Origin of the sequence: Rhodococcus sp. X156 (assembly GCF_004006015.1) — a bacterium.
In the GTDB taxonomy this organism is placed as follows: Bacteria; Actinomycetota; Actinomycetes; order Mycobacteriales; family Mycobacteriaceae; genus X156.
Genome location: NZ_CP034766.1, coordinates 598,696 through 619,431, shown reverse-complemented (window position 1 = coordinate 619,431; position 20,736 = coordinate 598,696). Strand labels below are relative to the sequence as shown.

The following is a 20,736-nucleotide window of genomic DNA, read 5'->3' as shown; positions in this document are numbered from 1 at the left end:
GTCTACCGCATGCGCCCCTGGTGAGGCCTTCCCCCCGCCCCGCCGAGCGCCTACCCTTGCCCCACCGTGGCAGTGATCCGTGTCACACCAGGCGGCGGGGAGGTGGCCAGCGTGCGGATCTCAGACGTGTTGCACAGCAAGGGCGTCCAGGTGGTGTCCGTCGCACCGGACACCCCGGTGCCCGAGCTGCTGAGCCGGCTGGCCGCCCACGAGGTGGGGGCAGCGGTGGTGCTGGCGGCCGACGAGGTGGTGGGGATCGTCTCCGAGCGCGACGTGGTTCGCCGGCTGGAGCGGCTCGGACCGGCCCTGCTGGAGCAGCAGGTGGCCGACATCATGACCAGCCCGGTGCACACCTGCTGCCCCGAGGACAGCCTGGACAGCGTCTCGGTGACCATGACCGAGCAGCGGGCCCGGCACATGCCGGTGCTGGTGCAGGGCCGACTGGCCGGGATCGTCAGCATCGGTGACGTGGTCAAGAGCCACATCGCCGAGCTGGAGCACGACCGGGAGCAGCTGACCGCCTACATCTCCCAGGGCTGACCCTCCTGCGCCCACTCTCCTGCGCCCACCCTCCTGCGCACGGCCGAGCACGGGCCTGCGACGATAGGGGCCGGTACCGAGTCCCACAACGGAGGTTTCGCCATGGTCGTCGTCGGTCTCATCGTGGTCGCGCTGACAGTGCTCGTCGTGGTCGCCCTGACGCTGGTGCTGCTCGTGCAGACCATCCGCGGCTGATCCACCCCCGCAGCTAGCGCGAGCCCGCGCCGTCTCGCAGAGCGGCGTCGAAGGCCGCCTGCACCTGGTCCAGCCCCGTGGGCAGCACCGTGCCCTCGCTCGGCCGCACCACCCAGTCCCAGCGCCCGTCGAAGTGCACGCGGGCCACCGCACGGCCGGACTCGGTCGTCAGGCACGGGATGGACACCGTCCAGAACTTGTGGCGCTCGACGGTCGGCTTGCCGTGCCAGAACCGCTCACCGCGGTAGGTGCCGGGCAGCCGTGCCCGTCGCGCCGACTCCACGAACCCGGGGACGCACCACTCGACCATGGACTCGAGGCCCTCGACGGTGTCGGTGGTGCTCATGCCCTCACGATATTCGCCGCCGAGTGGTGCCACCGATCCAGCGGTACCACCAGCAACCCTGCTGTCCCCTCTTCAGCAGGGTCACCGGAGCCGCCCCACGGGCGCGGCTCGCGACGATCTTGGCTGCGCCTGCTGACGCCGAGCAAGTTGCGTTGCGTGAATTGCAAAGTTCCCTTGACCTACCGGGCCGAGCCTCAGTGCCGGTACTCCCGGGGGGTGTGTCCGGTGCTGGCACGGAAGGAACGGGAGAAGTTCGCGTGGTCGCGGTAGCCGCAGGCTTCCGCGATCTCCGCGATGGTCATGCGGCGGGCCATCGGGTCGCGCAGCATCTTGCCGGCCTTGGCGATGCGCAGCTCCCGGATCTGCTGGGCCACCGAGGGGCCACCAGCCAGGATCTGCTGCAGCCGGCGCACCGAGATCCCCAGCTCTGCGGCGACCGTGGCGGTGGACAGCGCAGGGTCGGCCAGCCGGGCACGTACCACGTCCCTGGCCTGCTGCCGCCGCACGGCGACGGTCCCGCTGTGGTCGGGCTGCCGTCCGATCGCCGAGCGCACCAAGATCTCGACCAGGCCGTTCAGGTACAGGCCCATGCCGGTGGCGTCCAGCGGCGCAACGCTCTGCCGGGCGGCCCGCGCCGCCCCGGTGAGGGCGGCGCTGAGCGCTGGATCGACGCGCAGCGGGCGGAACATCATGGCGCGCAGCGTGGTCATCGGGATGGACAGCTCGGCAGAGTTCACCGACAGCAGCACCATCGGCGCCCGGATGGCGTGCGTCTTGACGATCGGCTCGTCGTCGGACTGCAGCAGCAGGGTGTGCCGGCCGTAGGAGGACTGCTGGCCCCGGGCGTCCACGAAGAGCTGGCCGTCGCTGGGCAGGGTGACCAGCAGGCGGGTGGCATCCTGGTGGCCGGCCTGCGCGGCGGTGACCTCGGAGCGGTAGGGGTCCACCACCCCGCTCATGATGGTGGCGCCGTTGGCGCGGGCGCTGACCGCCTCAGCCCGGAAGTCGGTGGAGTGCCCGCCCAGCGGACGCATGAGCACAGGCTGCAGGCTGGAGCTCACCGAGCGCTCCCAGTAGGCGAACCGGTCCGACGGCGACACCTCGGTCGTCCGGATGCGGTCAACGACAACGCTGTCCACGCGGCGGTCCCCCCTGGCTCATCCCTGTCTCAGGGTTTTCGCCATTGTGCCCTACCGCCCAACGGGTGCTCCACCACAAAATCCGTTGTGGGGCAACTTCAGCGGGCGGGATCACTAGCCGTTGAAGGTGTCCGGGTCCGGTCCGCGGCGCTCGCCGTTGCCCATGGTGTCGATGGTGACCATCTCGTCGCCGGTCAGCTCGAAGTCGAAGACGTCGATGTTGGCCGCGATCCGCTCCGGGGTGACCGACTTGGGGATCGCAACGTTGCCCAGCTGCACGTGCCAGCGCAGCACCACCTGGGCGGCGGTCTTGCCGTGCGCCTCGCCGATGGCCACCAGCGCCGGGTCGGCCAGCAGGTCGCCCTGGGCCAGCGGGCTCCACGCCTCGGTGACGATGCCGTGCTCCTTGTGGAAGGCCCGCAGCTCCTTCTGGGTGAAGTTCGGGTGCAGCTCCACCTGGTTGACCACCGGCACCACCGACGTCTCGTCCATCAGCCGGGTGAGGTGGTCGATGGTGAAGTTGGAGACGCCGATGGAGCGCACCTTGCCCGCGGCCTGGAGCTCCTCGAACGCCCGGTAGGACGCCACGTAGCGGTCGCGCTCGGGCGTCGGCCAGTGGATGAGGTAGAGGTCGAGGTAGTCCAGCCCCAGCTCGGCCAGGCTGGCGTCGCAGGCCTGCAGGGCGGAGTCGTGGCCGTGGTCGTCGTTCCACAGCTTGGTGGTCACGAACAGCTCGCCGCGGGGCAGCCCGGAGTCGGCGATCGCGCGACCCACCGCCGCCTCGTTGCCGTAGGCCTTGGCGGTGTCGATGCTGCGGTAGCCGGCCTGCAGAGCGGCGGTCACCGCGTCGTAGGTCTCCTCCGCGGGGACCTGGAAGACGCCGAACCCGAGCTGCGGGATCGTGTGGCCGTCGTTCAGGGTGACTGCGGGCACGGACGTTGTCGGTGAAGTCATGCTGGGTGCAACCGGGCCCGAGGCCACCGTGTTCCCTGCGCGCGGAACGTGCTGGTCAGTCCGCCAGCGACAGCGCTCCCGTGGGGCAGGAGCTGACCGCCTCCTCCACCAGCGCGCGCTGCTCGTCCGCGGGTGTGGTGTCCAGGATGTGCAGGTAGCCGTCGTCGCCGATCTCGAAGAGGTCTGGCGCCACCGCCTCGCACATGCCGGTGGAGGCACACGCGTTCTCGTTGAACTCGATCTTCACGGACACTCCTCGGGTTCGGGATCGGGCACGCTTCGGCTCACCGGGCCGGGGTGAAGCGGACCGGCAGGTGGTTCACGCCGTGGAAGAAGTTACTCCGGGTGGGCAGCAGCTCCCCGCTGACGTGGATGTCGGGCAGGCGGTGCAGCACCTCGTCCCACAGGGCACGGATCTGCTGGCGGGCGAGCTGGCCGCCCAGGCAGTGGTGGATGCCGCCGCCACCGAAGCTGATGTGGTGGTTGGGGTGGCGGGAGAGATCGAGCCGCTCGGGGTGGTCGAACACCTCGGTGTCCCAGTTGGCGGAGGCGTAGAACATCACCACCTTGTCGCCGGCGGTGATGCGCTGGCCGGCCAGCTCGCAGTCGCGGGCGGCGGTGCGGCGGAAGGTCATGATGGGGGTGGCCCACCGGACCATCTCCTCCACCGCCATGGCGATGCGGCCGTCGAAGTCCGCCATCAGCCACGCTCGCTGGTCGGGGAAGTCGTGCAGCGCCTGCATGCCGTGGCTCAGGCTCTGCCGGGTGGTGTCGGTGCCGGCCACCATGAGCAGCCCGAAGAAGGAGATGATCTCCATGTCGGTGAGGCGCTCGCCGTCCACCTCGGCCTGGGTGAGCGCGGTGAGCAGGTCCGGGGTGGGGTTCTCCCGGCGCTGGGCGATGAGCCCGCCGACGTACTCCCGCTGCTCGAGCATGGACTCGAACAGGGTGGGCAGCACCTCGCGCCCACCCATCACCTCCGGGTCGTGCATGCCGCCGGCGAACTGCGAGGAGGCGAGGATGCGCTCCCGGTCGGCCTCGGGCACGCCCACCATGTCGAAGATGTTGTAGGCCGGCAGCAGCGCGGCGACGTCGGTGGCGAAGTCGGCCTCACCCTTGGCGGCGATGGCGTCGACCACCCGGCGCGCGTTGGCCCGGATCTGGTCGTCGATGCGCCGTATCTGCTTGGGCGTGAACGCCGCCGTGAGCAGCCGGCGCACCTTGGTGTGCCGCGGCGGGTCCATGGCGATGAACCCCTGGGCCCCGTCGAGCAGCTCCTGGGGCACGGAGTCGAACATGATGCCCTCGCCGGAGAGGAAGTCCTCGTGCCGCTTGGTCACCTCGATGAGGTCGGCGTGGCGCACCACCGCCCAGAAGCCCTGGTCGTTGGGGTCCTCGATGAGCGGCTCCGCGGCGGGGCGGTGCCAGGACACCGGACGCTCGGCCCGCAGCACCGCGAAGACCCGCTCCCGCTCCTGCGCCGTCGCCGACCAGAAGTCCATGGACGACAGGTCCACCTCGTCGTACGGGCGTGCGGCTCGTTCGGCAGCGCTGCCGGTCAGCTCACTGGTGCTCATTGCGCGTGCTCCTCGCTCGTGCGGTGACGCCCATCACCTTTACACCCTTGCCCGCCATGTACAAGCCGAGCCGGCCATCGGCCCCCCGGCCCGGGCCGGCACGGCATGCTGGGCGAAATCGATTGCTAACCAGGAGGTCTGATGTCTGAGTCGGCTGGCTACGTGGAGCACGTGGGACGGGTGCTGCGCTGCACCATCTCCACCGGGGCCAAGGGGTCCTCGCTCAACGACGACGCGCTGCGGGAGGCAACAGGCGCCATCGGGGCCATCACCCCCGACGACCGCACCGGCGCCATCCTGCTGGTGGGCACCGGGTCCAGCTTCTGCACCGGCGGCGACGTGCGCGCCTTCGCCGCCGCCGAGGACGTCGCGGGCTACGTGGGCGCGGTGGCCCGCAGCTTCCACACCTTCGTGCTCGCGCTCAGCGAGGCACCGGTGCCGGTGGTCGCCGCGGTGCACGGCTGGGCCGCCGGCGCCGGGATGAGCGTGGCGTGCGCGGCCGACCTGGTGGTGGCCGGCCCCGGCACCAGCTTCCGCCCGGCCTACCCGGCACTGGGCTTCTCCCCCGACGGCGGCATGTCCTGGACGCTGCCCCGCATCATCGGTGCCGCGCGGGCCCGCGACCTGCTGCTCACCGACGGCACCCTCACCGGCCGCCAGGCGCACGAGCTGGGCCTGGTGAGCCGGCTGGTCGCCGACGACGACGTGGCCGAGCACGCGCTGGCGCTGGCCACGCAGCTGGCCCAGGGTCCCACCGGCGCCCTCGGGGCGATCAAGGGTCTGCTGCGCGACGGCAACCACCGGGGCCTGGCCGAGCACCTGGACGCGGAGGCGCAGTCCATCGCGGCCCGCGCGGAGTCCCCGGCCGGCCGGGAAGGGGTGCGGGCCTTCGTGGAGCGACGCACCCCGCGCTTTCACTGAGGCCCTTTGACTGGGCGCGTGGCTGCGCTCAGCCCGAACCCTTCTGGTCGCCGATCAGCCGGGCCACCAGCGGCACCGCACCCACCTGGGCCGTCACCAGACCGATGACGACGGCGATCCAGCCCCAGTGCGCGGGCGGGCCCTGGGGCAGCAGCAGGGCGGCGGAGTAGAAGCCCACCAGCGCCACCACCCACACGCACAGGGCGGCCCGCATGTGCCGGCGCGCCACCCCGGGGGTGGGGTCGATGCCCAGCTCCCGCAGGTCGGACGGGGGGTGGTCGCGCACCATCTTGCGGCGCGAGGTGTAGCGCTTGGCGTGGGGGTAGCGGGTGGCGAGCATCCGCCGGGCCCGCCGCGCGGCGCCCGGCCGGGCCCACATCGACCACGGCAGCGCCACGGCCTCGATGCGCGCGGCCGCCGCCCGGAAGCCCTGCTCCCCGAGGATGCTGCGGCCCCGCACCGCGACCACCGCGCTCACCTCGTCCACGAACCCGGTGGCGCTGTCCGGGTGGTACCAGCCGTAGAGCCCGCAGCTGCAGTCCCTGTCCGGCGCGCCGTGCTCGGCGCCGTTGCCGCACACCGCCTGCTGCACGCCCCCGCTCCACGGACCGAGCGCGGCCTGCACCAGCGGGTAGAGCCCGTCGCCCTCCAGCCGGAACTGCCGGTAGCCCCGCAGCTCGCCGGGCACCAGCGCGGCGGGGCCGACGAAACCGCCCCGCGCCGTGCTCACCGGGTCCTGCCTGGCCCTTGCCGCGCCGGCTGCTGGTCGGTGTCCGCCGGAGCCTCCGCCGACTCAGGGATGGACACCGGAGCCTCCACCGCCGGCTCCAGCGGCTCGAACTCGACTTCCCGGATCTCCATACCGATGTTGCACATGGGGCGCTCCCTCTGCCGTGGTCAGTCCGGTGTTCCCCTTCGATGATGACTGCGCGAGCCGGACTCGGCCACCACTGCTCAGGTGAGCAGGTTGTCACGCAGAGCGACCAGCTCCGCGTGGGAAAACCCCTGGTCAGCAAGGTAGGCCGCCGCCCCACCCCACCCGTCGAGGTGGGTCAGGAAGCGGCGCATGGTGTCCGGCTCCGCGGCCAAGATCCAGTCGGGCACCGTGAAGGTCTCGCGGAGCTGGGCGCTGGGGCTGCGGAACAGCCGCTCCCGCACCCGCGGCATGTTCGCGGCGGTGGCGGCGTAGTCGGCCACCACCTCCTCCGCGGCCACGCCGAGGGCCTGCAGCACCAGGGCCACGAGGATGCCGGTGCGGTCCTTGCCGGCCGCGCAGTGCACCACCGAGGCCGTGCGGGTCTGGCCCAGCAGGCGCGCAGCAGCCACCAGGTTCGGGCCGCTGTGCTCCAGGTAGCTGGCGTAGTGCGCCGCCAGGTCACCGTCCTGCCCGGCGTCGGCGGCCAGGTCCAGGCGCACCTGGTGCTGGCCCTGCAGCGGCAGGTTGGCGAAGCGCACCGGCCGCTGCGCCAGCGGGCCCCGCCCGTCGCGCTCCACCTCCGCGGCCGCGCGCAGGTCGATGATCAGCTCCAGCTGCAGCTCGTCCACCAGGGTGCGGACGTCGGACTCGGTCAGCTCCGAGAGGCTGTCGGAGCGCAGCAGCCGCCCGCTGCGCACCGTCCGACCGTCGGCGGTGGGCAGCCCGCCCAGGTCGCGGACGTTGACCGCGCCCTGCAGGTCCAGCTCGCGCGGGCTCATGCCGGTGCCCCGGCCGTGCGCAGCGCGTCCACCAGGTCGTCCAGGCCCAGCGAGCCCATGGACAGCGCGGCCATGTGCCAGCGCTTGAGGTCGAAGCTGTCCCCCTGCTCGGCGCGGGCCAGCTCCCTGCCCCGCAGCCAGGCCCGCTCCCCCAGCTTGTAGCTGATGGCCTGGCCGGGCATCCCGAGGTAGCGGATCAGCTCGGAGTCGGCGAACTCCGCGCTGCGCCCGCAGTGCAGCCCGAAGAACTCCCGGCCCAGCTCCGGGGTCCACTGCTCGCCGGGATGGAAGTCGGCGTCGTCGGGGATGCTCAGCTGGCAGTGCATGCCGATGTCGATGATCACCCGCACCGCCCGCATCTGCTGGGCGTCGAGGTAGCCGATGCGCTCGCCCGGGGTGCGCAGGTAGCCCAGCTCGTCCATCAGCCGCTCCGCGTACAGCGCCCAGCCCTCCGCGTTGGCGCTGACCATGCCCAGGGTGGTCTGGTACTTGCTCAGCTGCGGGGCCACCAGGATCCACTGCGCCAGCTGCAGGTGGTGGCCGGGCACACCCTCGTGGTACCAGGTGCTCACCAGGTCCCACAGCGGGAAGCGCTGCTGGCCCATGGTGGGCAGCCAGGTGCGGCCCGGGCGGGAGAAGTCCAGCGACGGCGGCGTGTAGTACGGCGCGGCGGCACCCCCGGCGGGGGCGATCATCGCCTCCACCTTCTGCACCGGCTCGGCCAGGTCGAAGTGGGTGCCGTCCAGCTCGGCCACGGCGGTGTCCATCATCGCCTGCAGCCGCTGGCGCACCTGCTCCACGCCCTCCACCGCCTCGCCCTCGCTGGCCAGCAGGGCCATCGCCTCGGCCGGGGTGGCGCCGGCCCGCACCCGCTGGGCCTCCGCGCGGAGGTCGGTGTCGATGCGGGCGAACTCCTCCCACGCCCAGGCGTAGGCCTCCTGCAGGTCCACGTCGGAGCCGGTCCAGTACCGCGCACAGCGGGCGTAGCGCTCCGGGCCCACGGTGTCCGGCTCCACCGCGGCGACCGGCGCGTAGGTGTCGCGCAGGAACTCCCGCAGCGCCACGCACGCTCCGGTGGCCTCGTCGGCCGCGGCGGCCAGCCCTGCCGCCATCGACTCCGGTGCCGGGGCGACCAGCTCGGCCCAGTAGTGGCTGTCCAGCCAGGCGGTGAGCTGGTCGATGGCGGTGCTCACCTGCCGCGGCCCCGCGAGCAGCCCCTGCCGCACCCCCTCCCGCAGCGACTCGGTGTACCCGGCGTAGGAGCGCGGCACCGCGGTGAGGCGCAGGCGCACCTGTTCCCAGTCCGCCTCGGTCTCGGTGGGCATCATCGTGAAGATCTCCCGCACCGAGTGCATCGGGGAGAACAGGTTGCGGATGGCCCGCAGGTCCTCGCCGTGCTCGATCTGGGCCAGCTCGGCCTCCAGCCGCTCGCGCAGCAGCGTGGCGCAGCGCGCCTCCACCGGGTCGGTCGCGTCAGCGTCGGCCAGCTCGTCGAGGGTGGCCCGCACCAGCTGCAGCTGCGCGGCGGTGCCGGCCGGGGAGAAGTCGTCCAGCTCGCCGGCGCCGTAGGGCAGCCCCAGCTCGGTGGACACCGTGGGACTCAGCCGAGCCACCCCGTCCAGGTAGCGGTCCGCAATCTGCCGGGGAGTGTCAGCCATGCCCGCATCTTCCCTGCCCACCTCCCTCCCGCGCACCCCGGCAGCCGCCAGGGCGGGTTCGGCCCGCCAGTACTGTCAGGCCCCACCATGAGCGCAACGCTGCAGACCACCGCCCTCGCCGCCGCCCACGGGGAGCGGACCCTGTTCTCCGACGTCGACCTGGTGGTGGCCCCGGGCGACGTGGTCGGCCTGGTGGGCGCCAACGGGGCCGGCAAGTCCACCCTGCTGCGCATCCTCGCCGGCCTGGACCGCCCCGCCGAGGGCACCGTGGCACTGAGCCCGCCCGACGCCACCGTCGGCTACCTGCCGCAGGAGCCCGACCGGGTGCCCGGCGAGACGGTGCTGGACTTCCTGGGCCGCCGCACCGGCGTCACCGAGGCTGAGCGGCTGATGGACGCCGCGGCGGAGGAGATGGCCACCGGCGGCGGCGAGGACTACTCCGCGCTGCTGGAGCGCTGGCTCGCCCTGGGTGGGGCGGACCTGCCCGAGCGCGCCCAGGCGGTGGTCGCCGACCTCGGGCTGGGCGCCGACCTGAGCGCCCCGATGACCAGCCTCTCCGGTGGGCAGGCCGGGCGTGCCGGGCTGGCCTCGCTGCTGCTGTCGCGCTACGACGTGCTGCTGCTGGACGAGCCGACCAACGACCTGGACCTGGACGGGCTGGCCCGCCTGGAGCGCTTCGTCAGCCAGCTCAGCACCCCCGCGGTGATCGTCAGCCACGATCGCGAGTTCCTGGCCCGCACCGTCAACCGGGTGGTGGAGCTGGACCTCGCCCAGCAGCAGGTGGGCCAGTACTCCGGCGGGTACGAGGCCTACCGGACCGAGCGCGAGACCGCCCGCAGGCACGCCCGCGAGGCCTACGACGACTACGCCGACACCCGCTCGGGCCTGGAGGACCGGGCCCGCATGCAGCGGGGCTGGATGAAGGCCGGGGTGGGCAAGGCCAAGAAGTCGGCCAACGACTCCGACAAGCAGAGCCGCAAGTTCAAGGCCGACGCCAGCGAGAAGCAGGCGGCCAAGGCCCGCCAGACCGAGCGGCGCATCGAGCGGCTGGAGGAGGTGGTGGAGCCGCGCAAGGAGTGGGAGCTGCGGATGTCCATCGCCGCCGCCCCGCGCGGCGGCTCGGTGGTGGCCGCGCTGGACGGTGCCGTGGTGCAGCGCGGCGACTTCACCCTGGGTCCGGTCACCGTGCAGGTGGACGTCGGCGACCGCATCGTGCTCACCGGCGCCAACGGCTCCGGCAAGTCCACCCTGCTGGGACTGCTGCTGGGCCGGCTGCAGCCCACCTCGGGCACCGCCCACCTGGGCAGCGGCGTGCAGCTGGGCGAGGTGGACCAGGCTCGGCGGGCCTTCCTGGGCGAGCAGAGCCTGGCCCGCGCGTTCGGCGAGGCGGTCCCCGAGCTTCCCGACGCCGAGGTGCGCACCCTGCTGGCCAAGTTCGGGCTTCGCGGGGCGCACGTGGGCCGCAGCGCCGCGTCGCTGTCCCCCGGTGAGCGGACCCGCGCCGGGTTGGCGCTGCTGCAGGCCCGCGGGGTGAACCTGCTGGTGCTCGACGAGCCCACCAACCACCTCGACCTGCCGGCCATCGAGCAGCTGGAGCAGGCGCTGGAGGACTACGCCGGGACCCTGCTGCTGGTGACCCACGACCGCCGGATGCTCACCACCGTGCGCAGCACCCGCCGCTGGCAGCTGACCGCCGGCCGGTTGCACGACAGCGAGTGACGCGGTGAGTGGTGGGAGTCACTGCCCGTCGTTCTGACTTGGCGCGGAAGGGCTCCCATGACCTAACGTTCCCCTTCGGGCAAAACCCGATTCGATTATTTGCTGACCGGTCTGTTCAAGAGCCGCACCGGTCAGCCACCAGAGCGCGGCCCGAGGGCCGCCCGGACTGTGCAGCGTCAGGTATCGTGATCCATCGGGCCAGTGTCGTCCCGAGTGGTGCAATCTCCGTGTTCCCCGCTGCTGAAAGCGACCAATGAGTGAACTGCCTGGCCGGCAAGGCCTGTACGACCCCGCCAACGAGCACGACGCCTGTGGTGTCGCCTTCGTCGTGGACATGCACGGCCGTCGTAGCAGAGACATCGTCGACAAGGGCATCGCCGCACTGATCAACCTCGACCACCGTGGTGCTGCCGGTGCCGAGCAGAACAGCGGCGACGGTGCCGGCATCCTCATCCAGGTTCCCGACACGTTCTTCCGTGCCGTCTGCGACTTCGAGCTGCCCGAGCCGGGCAGCTACGCCACCGGCATCGCGTTCCTGCCGCAGGCCGCCAGCGAGGCCGTCGCCGCCACCGAGCAGATCGAGCAGGTGGTGGTCAGCGAGGGCCTCCAGGTCCTGGGCTGGCGCGAGGTTCCGGTGGATCAGTCCTCCCTGGGGGCTCTCGCCCGTGACGCGATGCCGACGTTCCGTCAGCTGTTCATCGCGGCCGAGGATGGCGCTGTTACCGGCATGGACCTCGAGCGCAAGTGCTTCGTGGTGCGCAAGCGGGTGGCCCGCGAGCTGGGCACCGAGGGGCCCGGCCGGGGCCAGGGCCGGGAGACCGCCTACTTCCCCAGCCTGTCCGGACGCACGTTCGTCTACAAGGGCATGCTCACCACCCCGCAGCTGCGCGAGTTCTACCTCGACTTGCAGGACGACCGGATGGACAGCGCGCTCGCGCTGGTGCACTCCCGGTTCTCCACCAACACGTTCCCCTCCTGGCCGCTGGCGCACCCGTACCGGCTCGTCGCCCACAACGGTGAGATCAACACCGTCAACGGCAACGAGAACTGGATGCGGGCCCGCGAGGCGCTGATCAACACCGACAAGTTCGGTGACCTCGAGCGCCTGTTCCCCATCTGCACGCCGGGTGCCTCCGACACCGCACGCTTCGACGAGGTGCTGGAGCTGCTGCACCTGGGCGGGCGCAGCCTGCCGCACGCCGTGCTGATGATGATCCCGGAGGCGTGGGAGAAGCACGCCACCATGGACCCCGCCAAGCGGGACTTCTACCGCTACCACGCCGCGCTCATGGAGCCCTGGGACGGACCCGCCTCGGTGGCGTTCACCGACGGCACCGTGGTCGGCGCGGTGCTCGACCGCAACGGCCTGCGCCCCTCCCGGGTGTGGGTGACCGAGGACGGCCTGGTGGTGATGGCCTCCGAGGTCGGCGTCCTGGACATCGACCCGGAGACCGTGGTCCGCAAGATCCGCCTCAAGCCCGGCCGCATGCTGCTGGTCGACACCGCCCAGGGCCGCATCGTCAGCGACAAGGAGCTCAAGTCCGAGCTCGCTGCCGAGCACCCCTACGGCGAGTGGCTGGCACAGGGCGTGGTCAAGCTGGCCGACCTGCCGGCCCGCCCGCACGTGCGCAACTCGCACGAGTCGGTGCTGCGCCGGCAGCAGATGTTCGGCTACACCGCCGAGGAGCTGGAGCTGCTGCTGGCCCCGATGGCCACCACCGGCGCCGAGGCGATCGGGTCGATGGGCACCGACACCCCCATCGCCGTGCTGTCCAAGCGTCCGCGGCTGCTGTTCGACTACTTCTCGCAGCTGTTCGCCCAGGTCACCAACCCGCCGCTGGACGCCATCCGCGAGGAGCTGGTGACCAGCCTGGGCAACACCATCGGGCCCGAGGGCGACCTGCTCGACCCCACCCCGGAGTCGTGCCGGCACATCATCCTGCCGCAGCCGATCGTGGACAACGACGACCTGGCCAAGCTGATCCACGCCAACGACGACGGGGACCAGCCGCGCTTCCGCTCGGCCGTCATCTCCGGGCTGTACCCGGTGGCCGATGGCGGCCCCGGCCTGGCTGCGGCGCTGGACGACATCCGCCGCCAGGTCTCCGCGGCCATCGCCGACGGCGCCGCGCTGATCGTGCTCAGCGACCGCAACTCCTCCGCCGAGCTGGCGCCGATCCCCTCCCTGCTGCTCACCGCCACGGTGCACTTCCACCTGGTGCGCGAGCGCAGCCGCACCAAGGTGGGCCTGATCGTGGAGGCCGGTGACGCCCGCGAGGTGCACCACATGGCCCTGCTCATCGGGTTCGGCGCCGCGGTGATCAACCCCTACATGGCCTTCGAGACCCTCGAGGACCTGCTCGACCGGGGCCGGCTGCGCGACAACGACCTGACGCTGGACCAGCTGATCCAGAACTACGTCAAGGCCGCGGGCAAGGGCGTGCTCAAGGTGATGTCCAAGATGGGCATCTCCACCCTCGCCTCCTACACCGGCGCCCAGGTCTTCGAGGCCATCGGGCTGTCGGAGGAGCTGGTCCGGGAGTACTTCACCGGCATCACCAGCCGCCTCGGCGGCATCGGCCTGGACGAGATCGCCGCGGACATCGCCGTGCGCCACCGCAACGCCTTCCCGGACCGTCCCGAGGAGCGCGCCTACCGCGAGCTCGAGGTGGGTGGCGAGTACAAGTGGCGCCGCGAGGGCGAGTACCACCTGTTCAACCCGGACACGGTGTTCAAGCTCCAGCACTCCACCCGCGCCGGGCGCTACGACGTCTTCAAGGAGTACACCGCGCTGGTGAACGACCAGGCGGAGCAGCTGGCGTCGCTGCGCGGGCTGTTCCGGCTGCGCACCGACGAGCGCGAGCCCATCTCCATCGACGAGGTGGAGCCGGCCAGCGAGATCGTCAAGCGCTTCTCCACCGGCGCGATGAGCTACGGCTCCATCTCCGCCGAGGCGCACGAGACCCTCGCCATCGCGATGAACCGCCTCGGCGGCAAGTCCAACACCGGTGAGGGTGGCGAGGACGTCGCGCGGTTCACCGCCGACGCCAACGGCGACCTGCGCCGCTCGGCCATCAAGCAGGTGGCGTCGGGCCGCTTCGGGGTCACCTCGGAGTACCTGACCAACGCCGACGACATCCAGATCAAGATGGCCCAGGGCGCCAAGCCCGGCGAGGGCGGCCAGCTGCCCGCGCACAAGGTGTACCCGTGGGTCGCCAAGACTCGGCACTCCACGCCCGGCGTCGGGCTCATCAGCCCGCCGCCGCACCACGACATCTACTCGATCGAGGACCTGGCCCAGCTGATCCACGACCTGAAGAACGCGAACCCGTCCGCACGGGTGCACGTCAAGCTGGTCTCGGAGATCGGCGTGGGCACGGTCGCCGCCGGGGTGTCCAAGGCGCACGCCGACGTGGTGCTCATCTCCGGCCACGACGGTGGCACCGGCGCCACCCCGCTGACCTCGCTCAAGCACGCCGGCACCCCGTGGGAGCTGGGCCTGGCCGAGACGCAGCAGACGCTGCTGCTCAACGGCCTGCGCGACCGCATCGTGGTGCAGGTGGACGGCCAGCTCAAGACCGGCCGCGACGTGGTGGTCGCCGCCCTGCTGGGCGCGGAGGAGTTCGGCTTCGCCACCGCTCCCCTGGTGGTCTCCGGCTGCATCATGATGCGGGTCTGCCACCTCGACACCTGCCCGGTGGGCGTGGCCACGCAGAACCCGCTGCTGCGCGAGAAGTTCAACGGCAAGCCCGAGTTCGTGGTCAACTTCTTCACCTACATCGCCGAGGAGGTCCGCGAGCTGCTCGCCGAGCTCGGCTTCCGCAGCATCGAGGAGGCCGTTGGCCACGTCGAGATGCTGGACACCACCGGGGCGATCGACCACTACAAGGCAGCCAAGCTGGACCTGACGCCGATCCTGCACCAGCCGGAGTCGGCCTTCATGAACCAGGACCTGCACTGCACGGGCACCCAGGACCACGCGCTGGACAAGGCGCTGGACCAGCGGCTGATCGCGGAGAGCCAGGAGGCCCTCAACCACGGCACCCCGGTGCAGATCTCCACGGAGATCAACAACGTCAACCGCACCGTGGGCACCATGCTGGGGCACGAGGTGACCAAGCTCTACGGCGGCGCGGGGCTGCCCGACGGCACCATCGACATCACCCTCACCGGCTCCGCCGGGGTGAGCATGGGGGCGTTCCTGCCCCGCGGCATCACCCTGCGGCTCTTCGGCGACGCCAACGACTTCGTCGGCAAGGGCCTCTCCGGCGGGCACGTCGTGGTGCGTCCGCCGCTCAACTCGGCCAAGGGCTTCGTGGCCGAGGACAACACCATCGCCGGCAACGTGCTGCTCTACGGCGCCACCAACGGCAAGGCGTTCGTCCGCGGACTGGTGGGTGAGCGGTTCGCGGTGCGCAACTCCGGCGCCACCGCGGTGGTCGAGGGCGTGGGTGACCACGGCTGCGAGTACATGACCGGCGGCAAGGTGGTCATCCTCGGCGAGACCGGGCGCAACTTCGGTGCCGGCATGTCCGGTGGCGAGGCCTACGTCTACGACCCTGAGGGCGTCTTCCCCGCCGACCTCAACCGCGAGATGGTGGACCTGGAGGAGGTCGGCGCGGACAGCGAGTGGCTGCGCGAGATCATCGAGGAGCACCGCTCCTGCACCGACTCCGACGTCGCCACCCGGATCCTGGCCGACTGGCCCAACCAGGTCGGACACTTCGTCAAGGTCATGCCCCGCGAGTACAAGCGGGTGCTGCTGGCGATCGAGACTGCACAGAAGGATGGAAGCAACGTGGACGAGGCAATCATGGCGGCCGCTCGTGGGTGACGTGCGCGGTTTCCTGAAGCACGAGCGGGAGCTCCCCACCCGGCGGCCGGTCGAGCTCCGCCTGCTGGACTGGAAAGAGGTGTACGAGGAGTTCCAGGACGACCGGCTCCGCACCCAGGCCAGTCGGTGCATGGATTGCGGAATCCCGTTCTGCCACAACGGTTGTCCGCTGGGCAACCTGATTCCGGACTGGAACGACCTGATCTACAAGGACGAGTGGTCCGAGGCCAACGTCCGCCTGCACGCCACCAACAACTTCCCGGAGTTCACCGGGCGGCTGTGCCCGGCGCCGTGCGAGGCCGCCTGCGTGCTGGGCATCAACGACGACCCGGTCACCATCAAGCAGGTGGAGGTCGAGATCATCGACCGCGCCTTCGACGAGGGTTGGGTCAAGCCGATCCGGCCGACCAAGCTGACCGCCAAGTCGGTGGCCGTCGTCGGCTCCGGGCCGGCCGGCCTCGCCGCGGCCCAGCAGCTGACCCGGGCCGGGCACACGGTGACGGTGTTCGAGCGGGCCGACCGCATCGGCGGCCTGCTGCGCTACGGCATCCCCGAGTTCAAGATGGAGAAGCGCCACATCGACCGGCGCCTGGAGCAGATGACCGCGGAGGGCACCCAGTTCCGCACCAGCGTCAACGTCGGGGTGGACATCACGGTCGAGCAGCTCCGCGAGGACTTCGACGCGGTGGTGCTGGCCGGCGGAGCCACCCAGTGGCGCGACCTGCCCATCCCCGGTCGTGAGCTCGAGGGCATCTACCAGGCGATGGAGTACCTGCCCCCGGCCAACCGGGTGCAGCAGGGCGACCTCGAGGTCTCCCCCGTCTCGGCCTGGAAGAAGAAGGTCGTGGTGATCGGTGGCGGTGACACCGGCGCGGACTGCCTGGGAACTGCGCTGCGCCAGGGCGCGGAGACGGTGCACCAGTTCGAGATCATGGCCAAGCCGTCGGCACAGCGCGACGTCAGCACGCCGTGGCCGACCTACCCGCTGATCTTCCGCACCTCCTCGGCCCACGAGGAGGGCGGCGAGCGGGTGTACGCCGTCAACACCGAGGAGTTCATCGGCCAGGACGGCAAGCTCACCGGCCTGCGCGCGCACGAGGTGGTGATGGTGGACGGCAGGTTCACCAAGGTCGAGAACAGCGACTTCACGCTGGACTGCGACATGGTGCTGCTGGCCATGGGCTTCACCGGTCCGGAGAAGACCCCGCTGATCGAGGACCTGGGCGTGGAGCTCACCGAGCGCGGCAACGTCGCTCGCAGCACGCAGTGGGCCAGCACGGTCGACGGGGTGTTCGTGGCCGGTGACATGGGCCGCGGTCAGTCGCTGATCGTGTGGGCCATCGCCGAGGGTCGCGCGTGCGCGGCTGCGGTGGACACCTTCCTGGAGGGCGAGACCGCTCTGCCCTCCCCGGTGACGCCGACCACCCAGCCACAGCGCTGACCTGCGAGGTTGTGAAGATCCTCGCTCGTCCTCGACACTGAGCCCCATGACCGCCCGCCCTGCACGTCCCCCGACGAGCAGGGCGGGCGTCGTGCTTCCCGCCCTCTCCGCGAACATGCGGTTCGACGAGGCCAGCCACGCGGTGGTGGCCTACCTGCAGGCGACCATCCCGATGGGCTTCTGGTCGGTCACCCGCTACGACGGCGAGCGCCAGGTCTACCTGGAGGTGGACGCCCCCGACTACGGCACCGCGGTCGGCGACTCGGTGGCGTGGTCGGAGTCGTTGTGCCAGCACGCCGTTGTCGGTGACGCGCCGGAGGTGGCCCCGGACGTGGAGCAGGTGGAGATCTACCGCACCGCCCCCGTGCGCGAGACCGTGGCCATCGGCGCCTACATCGGGGTACCCATCTACCGCGGCAACGGTGAGCTCTACGGCACCTTGTGCGGCCTGGACCCCGCGCCGCGGGGCGCCGAGCTCACCGACCACCACCCGTTGCTGCGCCTGCTCACCGGTCTGCTGGGCACGGTGCTGGAGGCCGACCTCGAGCACACCGCCATCGAGCGCGACCTGGAGCGCGCCGAGCTCGCCGCGGAGACCGACGCGCTGACGGGGCTGCTCAACCGGCGCGGGTGGGACCGGGTGCTGACCATGGAGGAAGACCGCTACCGGCGCTTCGGCGATGCCTGCACGGTGGTGGTGGTGGACCTGGACGACCTCAAGGTGGTCAACGACAGCCAGGGCCACGACGCCGGGGATGCGTACCTGCAGCTGGCCGCGCGGACGCTGACCGCCGCCGTCCGCCCCACCGACGTGGTGGCCCGCCTCGGCGGGGACGAGTTCGGGGTGCTGCTGGACGGCGTGGGCTCCGAGCGGGCGGTCTCCCTGGTGCAGCGCCTGCAGGCCACGCTGGACGAGTGCGGCGCGGCGGGCTCCTGCGGGCACGCCTCGTACACCATCGCCGGCGGCCTCGCCCGCGCCGTGCGGGACGCCGACGCCGCGATGTACGCCCAGAAGCGCACCCGCCGTGGCGCTTCCGCCCGGCACCGGCAGGGCTAGCCGCCCCGCGGGCCTCAGCCCAGCCGGGCGCGGTGCTTGTTGGCGTACATCGCCGCGTCGGCCGCGGCCAGCACCTGCTCCGGGTCGTTGCCGGTGCCCGCCACCGCGCACCCCACGCTCACGCTGATCTCCGAGCTGAGCCCCACCCGCGCGGAGGCGTCCGCACAGGCCTGCTGCACCCGGTCCACCAGCCGGTCGAGCTCCTCCTCCCCCGCGGAGAGGTCCTCGCACAGGATGATGAACTCGTCGCCGCCGAGGCGGGCCACGGTGTCGGAGGGGCGGAGCACCTCGGACAGGCGCTCGGCGATGGCCACCAGCAGGGCGTCCCCGGTCTGGTGGCCGAAGCGGTCGTTGACCGCCTTGAAGTCGTCGAGGTCCAGGAACAGCACCCCCACCTGCCGCGCCCGGCGAGCCGGGCTCACCAGCGCGTGGGTCAGCCGGTCCAGCAGCAGCGCCCGGTTGGCCAGCCCGGTCAGCGGGTCGTGCATGGCCAGGTGCGCCAGCTTGGCCCGCTCGGCGGCGAGGCGGTCCTGCAGGTCGTAGCGCTTGACGTCGAACTCCCGGACCATGTGCACCAGGCTGGCGTCGCAGCTCTGCCGGACGATCCGGTACACCTGCCGCAGCAGCTCGTCGTCCACGCCCAGCCGCGCACCCTCCTCGCGGGCCACGCTGATGGTGACGTCGCGCCAGGCCAGGTAGCACCGCGCGATGTCGGCCAGGCCGAAGTTGTCGGTGGCTGACGGCCCGCCGCTGTCGGCCAGCGCGCGGGACTCGCTCGGCGTCGCCCCCTCGCCGGTGGCCAGGTAGCGGCCGATGAGCTCGGTGGCCAGCACGCACGGCACCATGATGAGCCGGCTGACCACGTCGGCGGCAACCCCGTCCGGGCGTCGCTCGATGGTCACGGTCGCGGCCACCGTCTCGGCCACGCTCCGGGCCCGGTCGATCAGGGCGTTCCCCAGCGCCCGCTGACCGTCCGCCGCCGACGGAGATACGTCGGCGGGCTCCCCCCGTTGAGTCATGCGGACATCTCCCCCAACACCATTGTGACTACACGTCGTACTTCCAACTTGGACACATCGTGACACACAACTCGGTGCTCGAGGCGCTGACCACAGTGTTTGCGTTGTCCCACTGGTTAATTCGCGCAGTGGGCAGCCGCGGTGCAGGTGGCCGCTGCGTGGCGTCCCGCGCGACGACCGAAGAATGATCCCTCCCCCAGCTGGGTCCCGCTGCAGTAGCCCTTGCCGTCCTGGGCGATGTTGGCCGCGCAGGCGCCGGCGGCGTAGAGCCCGCCGACAGCCTCACCGTCGGCGGTGAGCACCTCGGCGTCCACCGAGGTGCGCAGCCCACCCATGGTGAAGCCGGCGTAGAGCGCCTTGCCCAGCGAGAGGTCGAAGGCGGCCCACGGGCCGGTGCCCTGCGGGGCGAGCCACTCGGGCGCCTTGTGGAAGTCGGGGCCCTCCCCGCGCTCGGCGTTGACGTTGTACCGGTCCAAGGTGGACTGCAGGTGGCCGGCCGGGATGCCCAGCGCCTGCTCCATCTCCGCCACCGTCTCCCACCCGTCGATGAAGGGTGCGAGCGGGAAGTCCGGGCGCTGCACGTGCTCGGAGTCCACCACCAGGTATGCCACTGCGCCCGGCTGCTCCAGGGCGAAGGCGGAGGTGCGGGAGTGGTAGGAGTCCTCGGCGACGAAGCGCTGCCCGTCGGCGTTGACGATGACCCCGGTGAGCAGCTGGGACGGTGGGTAGACCGGTGCGGTGATGAACGCCTGGTCCATGTGCAGCGTCTGCCCGCCGGCGGAGATCCCCATCCGCAGACCGAGCCCGTCGTCGTAGGTGCCGCCGAGCACGAAGGGCTTCTCGGCCAGCTGGGGCACGTGCTGGGCCACCATCTCCGGGTTCATCACGAACCCGCCCGCGGCCAGCACCACCGCTCCCGCGCGGATGAAGCCCTGCTCGGCGAAGCGCCGCCACGCCACGCCCACCACGCGGCCGTCGGTGTCGGTGACCAGCTGGGTGGCCCCGGTCTCGCAGCGCAGCTGCACCCCGAGCTCGTCGGCGCGCCGCACCAGCAGGTCGATGACCATCGCCGCTCCACCGGTGTCCCCGGCCACGGGGACCTTGTGGCCGCGGGGGGCGGGCACCGCCTGGTCCCGGTAGGGCCACACCTTCTCGTTGCCGGTGAACATCAGGCCCTCGGTGCCGGGCTGGATCACGGCCTTCTCCGGGTAGTAGCTGCGCTCGAACTCGAAGCCCAGGCCCTCCAGCCAGTCGAAGTGCGCCACGCTGCCCTCGCAGTAGGCGCGGATCTTCTCCGGCTCCGGCTCGCGGGAGACGGCCACCAGGTACTCGTACATCTGCTCGACGGAGTCCTCGTGCCCGGTCGCCTGCTGCACGGCCGTGCCCGCACCGAGGTAGAAGTGCCCACCGGCCAGCGCCGTGGTGCCGCCGGGCACCGCGGCGCGCTCGAGCACCAGCACCCGGGCACCGGCCGCGGCCGCCTCCACCGCAGCGCAGCCGCCTCCGATGCCGAACCCGACCACCAGGACGTCGACCTCGTCGGACCACTCCTGCACCGAGCCGACGGGGACGGTCTCGGGGATCGCAGTCGTCATCGGTGCCTCCAGCAGGGCGTCGAACGAAGAAACTGGTACGTGTTCC

General features: G+C 71.5%; 17 protein-coding genes. 6 read left to right on the top strand and 11 right to left on the bottom strand.

All coding sequences use genetic code 11. The features are described 5' to 3' along the window. Positions 1-111: 111 nt before the first annotated feature. A complete protein-coding gene (locus ELX43_RS02945; RefSeq protein WP_127782059.1) occupies positions 112-540 on the top strand; it encodes a CBS domain-containing protein in 429 nt (142 codons plus the stop codon). Positions 541-748: 208 nt separating this feature from the next. Here the strand turns inward: ELX43_RS02945 and ELX43_RS02940 are convergent, their stop codons facing one another. From ELX43_RS02940 to ELX43_RS02920, 5 genes are all read right to left on the bottom strand, one after another. After that, positions 749-1,081, bottom strand: coding sequence for a hypothetical protein (locus ELX43_RS02940; RefSeq protein ID WP_127782058.1), 333 nt, complete (start codon positions 1,079-1,081; stop codon positions 749-751). A gap of 194 nt (positions 1,082-1,275) precedes the next feature. Continuing rightward, positions 1,276-2,220: a helix-turn-helix transcriptional regulator gene (locus ELX43_RS02935; protein WP_127782057.1), complete on the bottom strand. Its 945-nt coding sequence runs from the start codon at positions 2,218-2,220 to the stop codon at positions 1,276-1,278. A gap of 114 nt (positions 2,221-2,334) precedes the next feature. Continuing rightward, positions 2,335-3,174 carry an aldo/keto reductase gene (locus ELX43_RS02930; RefSeq protein ID WP_127782056.1) on the bottom strand — a complete coding sequence of 280 codons (840 nt, stop codon included), beginning with the start codon at positions 3,172-3,174 and terminating at the stop codon, positions 2,335-2,337. A 55-nt stretch (positions 3,175-3,229) separates the two neighbouring features. Continuing rightward, positions 3,230-3,421, bottom strand: a complete 192-nt coding sequence (locus tag ELX43_RS02925; RefSeq protein WP_127782055.1) for a ferredoxin — start codon at positions 3,419-3,421, stop codon at positions 3,230-3,232. 37 nt (positions 3,422-3,458) lie between these two features. Continuing rightward, on the bottom strand, positions 3,459-4,751 hold the full coding sequence (locus ELX43_RS02920) for a cytochrome P450 (RefSeq protein ID WP_127782054.1): 1,293 nt from the start codon (positions 4,749-4,751) through the stop codon (positions 3,459-3,461). A 141-nt stretch (positions 4,752-4,892) separates the two neighbouring features. On the opposite strand from ELX43_RS02920, the gene ELX43_RS02915 reads away from it, so the two are divergent. After that, on the top strand, positions 4,893-5,672 hold the full coding sequence (locus ELX43_RS02915) for an enoyl-CoA hydratase-related protein (protein WP_127782053.1): 780 nt from the start codon (positions 4,893-4,895) through the stop codon (positions 5,670-5,672). Positions 5,673-5,700: 28 nt separating this feature from the next. Here ELX43_RS02915 and ELX43_RS02910 read toward each other — a convergent pair whose 3' ends face one another. The 4 genes from ELX43_RS02910 to ELX43_RS02900 form a co-directional block, all read right to left on the bottom strand. Beyond that, a complete protein-coding gene (locus ELX43_RS02910) occupies positions 5,701-6,402 on the bottom strand; it encodes a hypothetical protein (RefSeq protein WP_127782052.1) in 702 nt (233 codons plus the stop codon). Next, on the bottom strand, positions 6,399-6,548 hold the full coding sequence (locus ELX43_RS17540; protein ID WP_164860558.1) for a hypothetical protein: 150 nt from the start codon (positions 6,546-6,548) through the stop codon (positions 6,399-6,401). The genes ELX43_RS02910 and ELX43_RS17540 overlap by 4 nt, the downstream gene beginning before the upstream one ends. Before the next feature lie 78 nt (positions 6,549-6,626). Continuing rightward, positions 6,627-7,367 carry a tyrosine-protein phosphatase gene (locus tag ELX43_RS02905; RefSeq protein WP_127782051.1) on the bottom strand — a complete coding sequence of 247 codons (741 nt, stop codon included), beginning with the start codon at positions 7,365-7,367 and terminating at the stop codon, positions 6,627-6,629. Further along, positions 7,364-9,025 (bottom strand): DUF885 domain-containing protein, encoded by a 1,662-nt coding sequence (locus ELX43_RS02900; RefSeq protein WP_127782050.1) that lies wholly within the window; start codon positions 9,023-9,025, stop codon positions 7,364-7,366. The genes ELX43_RS02905 and ELX43_RS02900 overlap by 4 nt, the downstream gene beginning before the upstream one ends. Before the next feature lie 87 nt (positions 9,026-9,112). Between ELX43_RS02900 and ELX43_RS02895 the strand changes: the two genes are divergently transcribed. The 4 genes from ELX43_RS02895 (at position 9,113) to ELX43_RS02880 (ending at position 18,076) form a co-directional block, all read left to right on the top strand. Next, entirely contained in the window at positions 9,113-10,744 is a 1,632-nt protein-coding gene (locus ELX43_RS02895) for an ABC-F family ATP-binding cassette domain-containing protein (protein ID WP_127782049.1), read from the top strand. Positions 10,745-10,997: 253 nt separating this feature from the next. After that, a complete protein-coding gene (gene gltB / locus ELX43_RS02890) occupies positions 10,998-15,578 on the top strand; it encodes a glutamate synthase large subunit (RefSeq protein WP_127782048.1) in 4,581 nt (1,526 codons plus the stop codon). Beyond that, the gene (locus tag ELX43_RS02885; protein WP_127782047.1) at positions 15,571-17,019 is read left to right on the top strand and encodes a glutamate synthase subunit beta; all 1,449 of its coding nucleotides are present in this window, start codon (positions 15,571-15,573) and stop codon (positions 17,017-17,019) included. Before gltB ends, ELX43_RS02885 begins: the two co-directional genes overlap by 8 nt. A 46-nt stretch (positions 17,020-17,065) precedes the next feature. Further along, entirely contained in the window at positions 17,066-18,076 is a 1,011-nt protein-coding gene (locus ELX43_RS02880) for a sensor domain-containing diguanylate cyclase (RefSeq protein ID WP_206518088.1), read from the top strand. A gap of 14 nt (positions 18,077-18,090) precedes the next feature. On the opposite strand, the gene ELX43_RS02875 is transcribed toward ELX43_RS02880, so the two are convergent. Both ELX43_RS02875 and ELX43_RS02870 read right to left on the bottom strand, forming a co-directional pair. Then, positions 18,091-19,095: a GGDEF domain-containing protein gene (locus ELX43_RS02875; protein ID WP_127782046.1), complete on the bottom strand. Its 1,005-nt coding sequence runs from the start codon at positions 19,093-19,095 to the stop codon at positions 18,091-18,093. 116 nt (positions 19,096-19,211) lie between these two features. Further along, on the bottom strand, positions 19,212-20,690 hold the full coding sequence (locus tag ELX43_RS02870; RefSeq protein WP_127782045.1) for an FAD-binding protein: 1,479 nt from the start codon (positions 20,688-20,690) through the stop codon (positions 19,212-19,214). Positions 20,691-20,736: the final 46 nt, after the last annotated feature.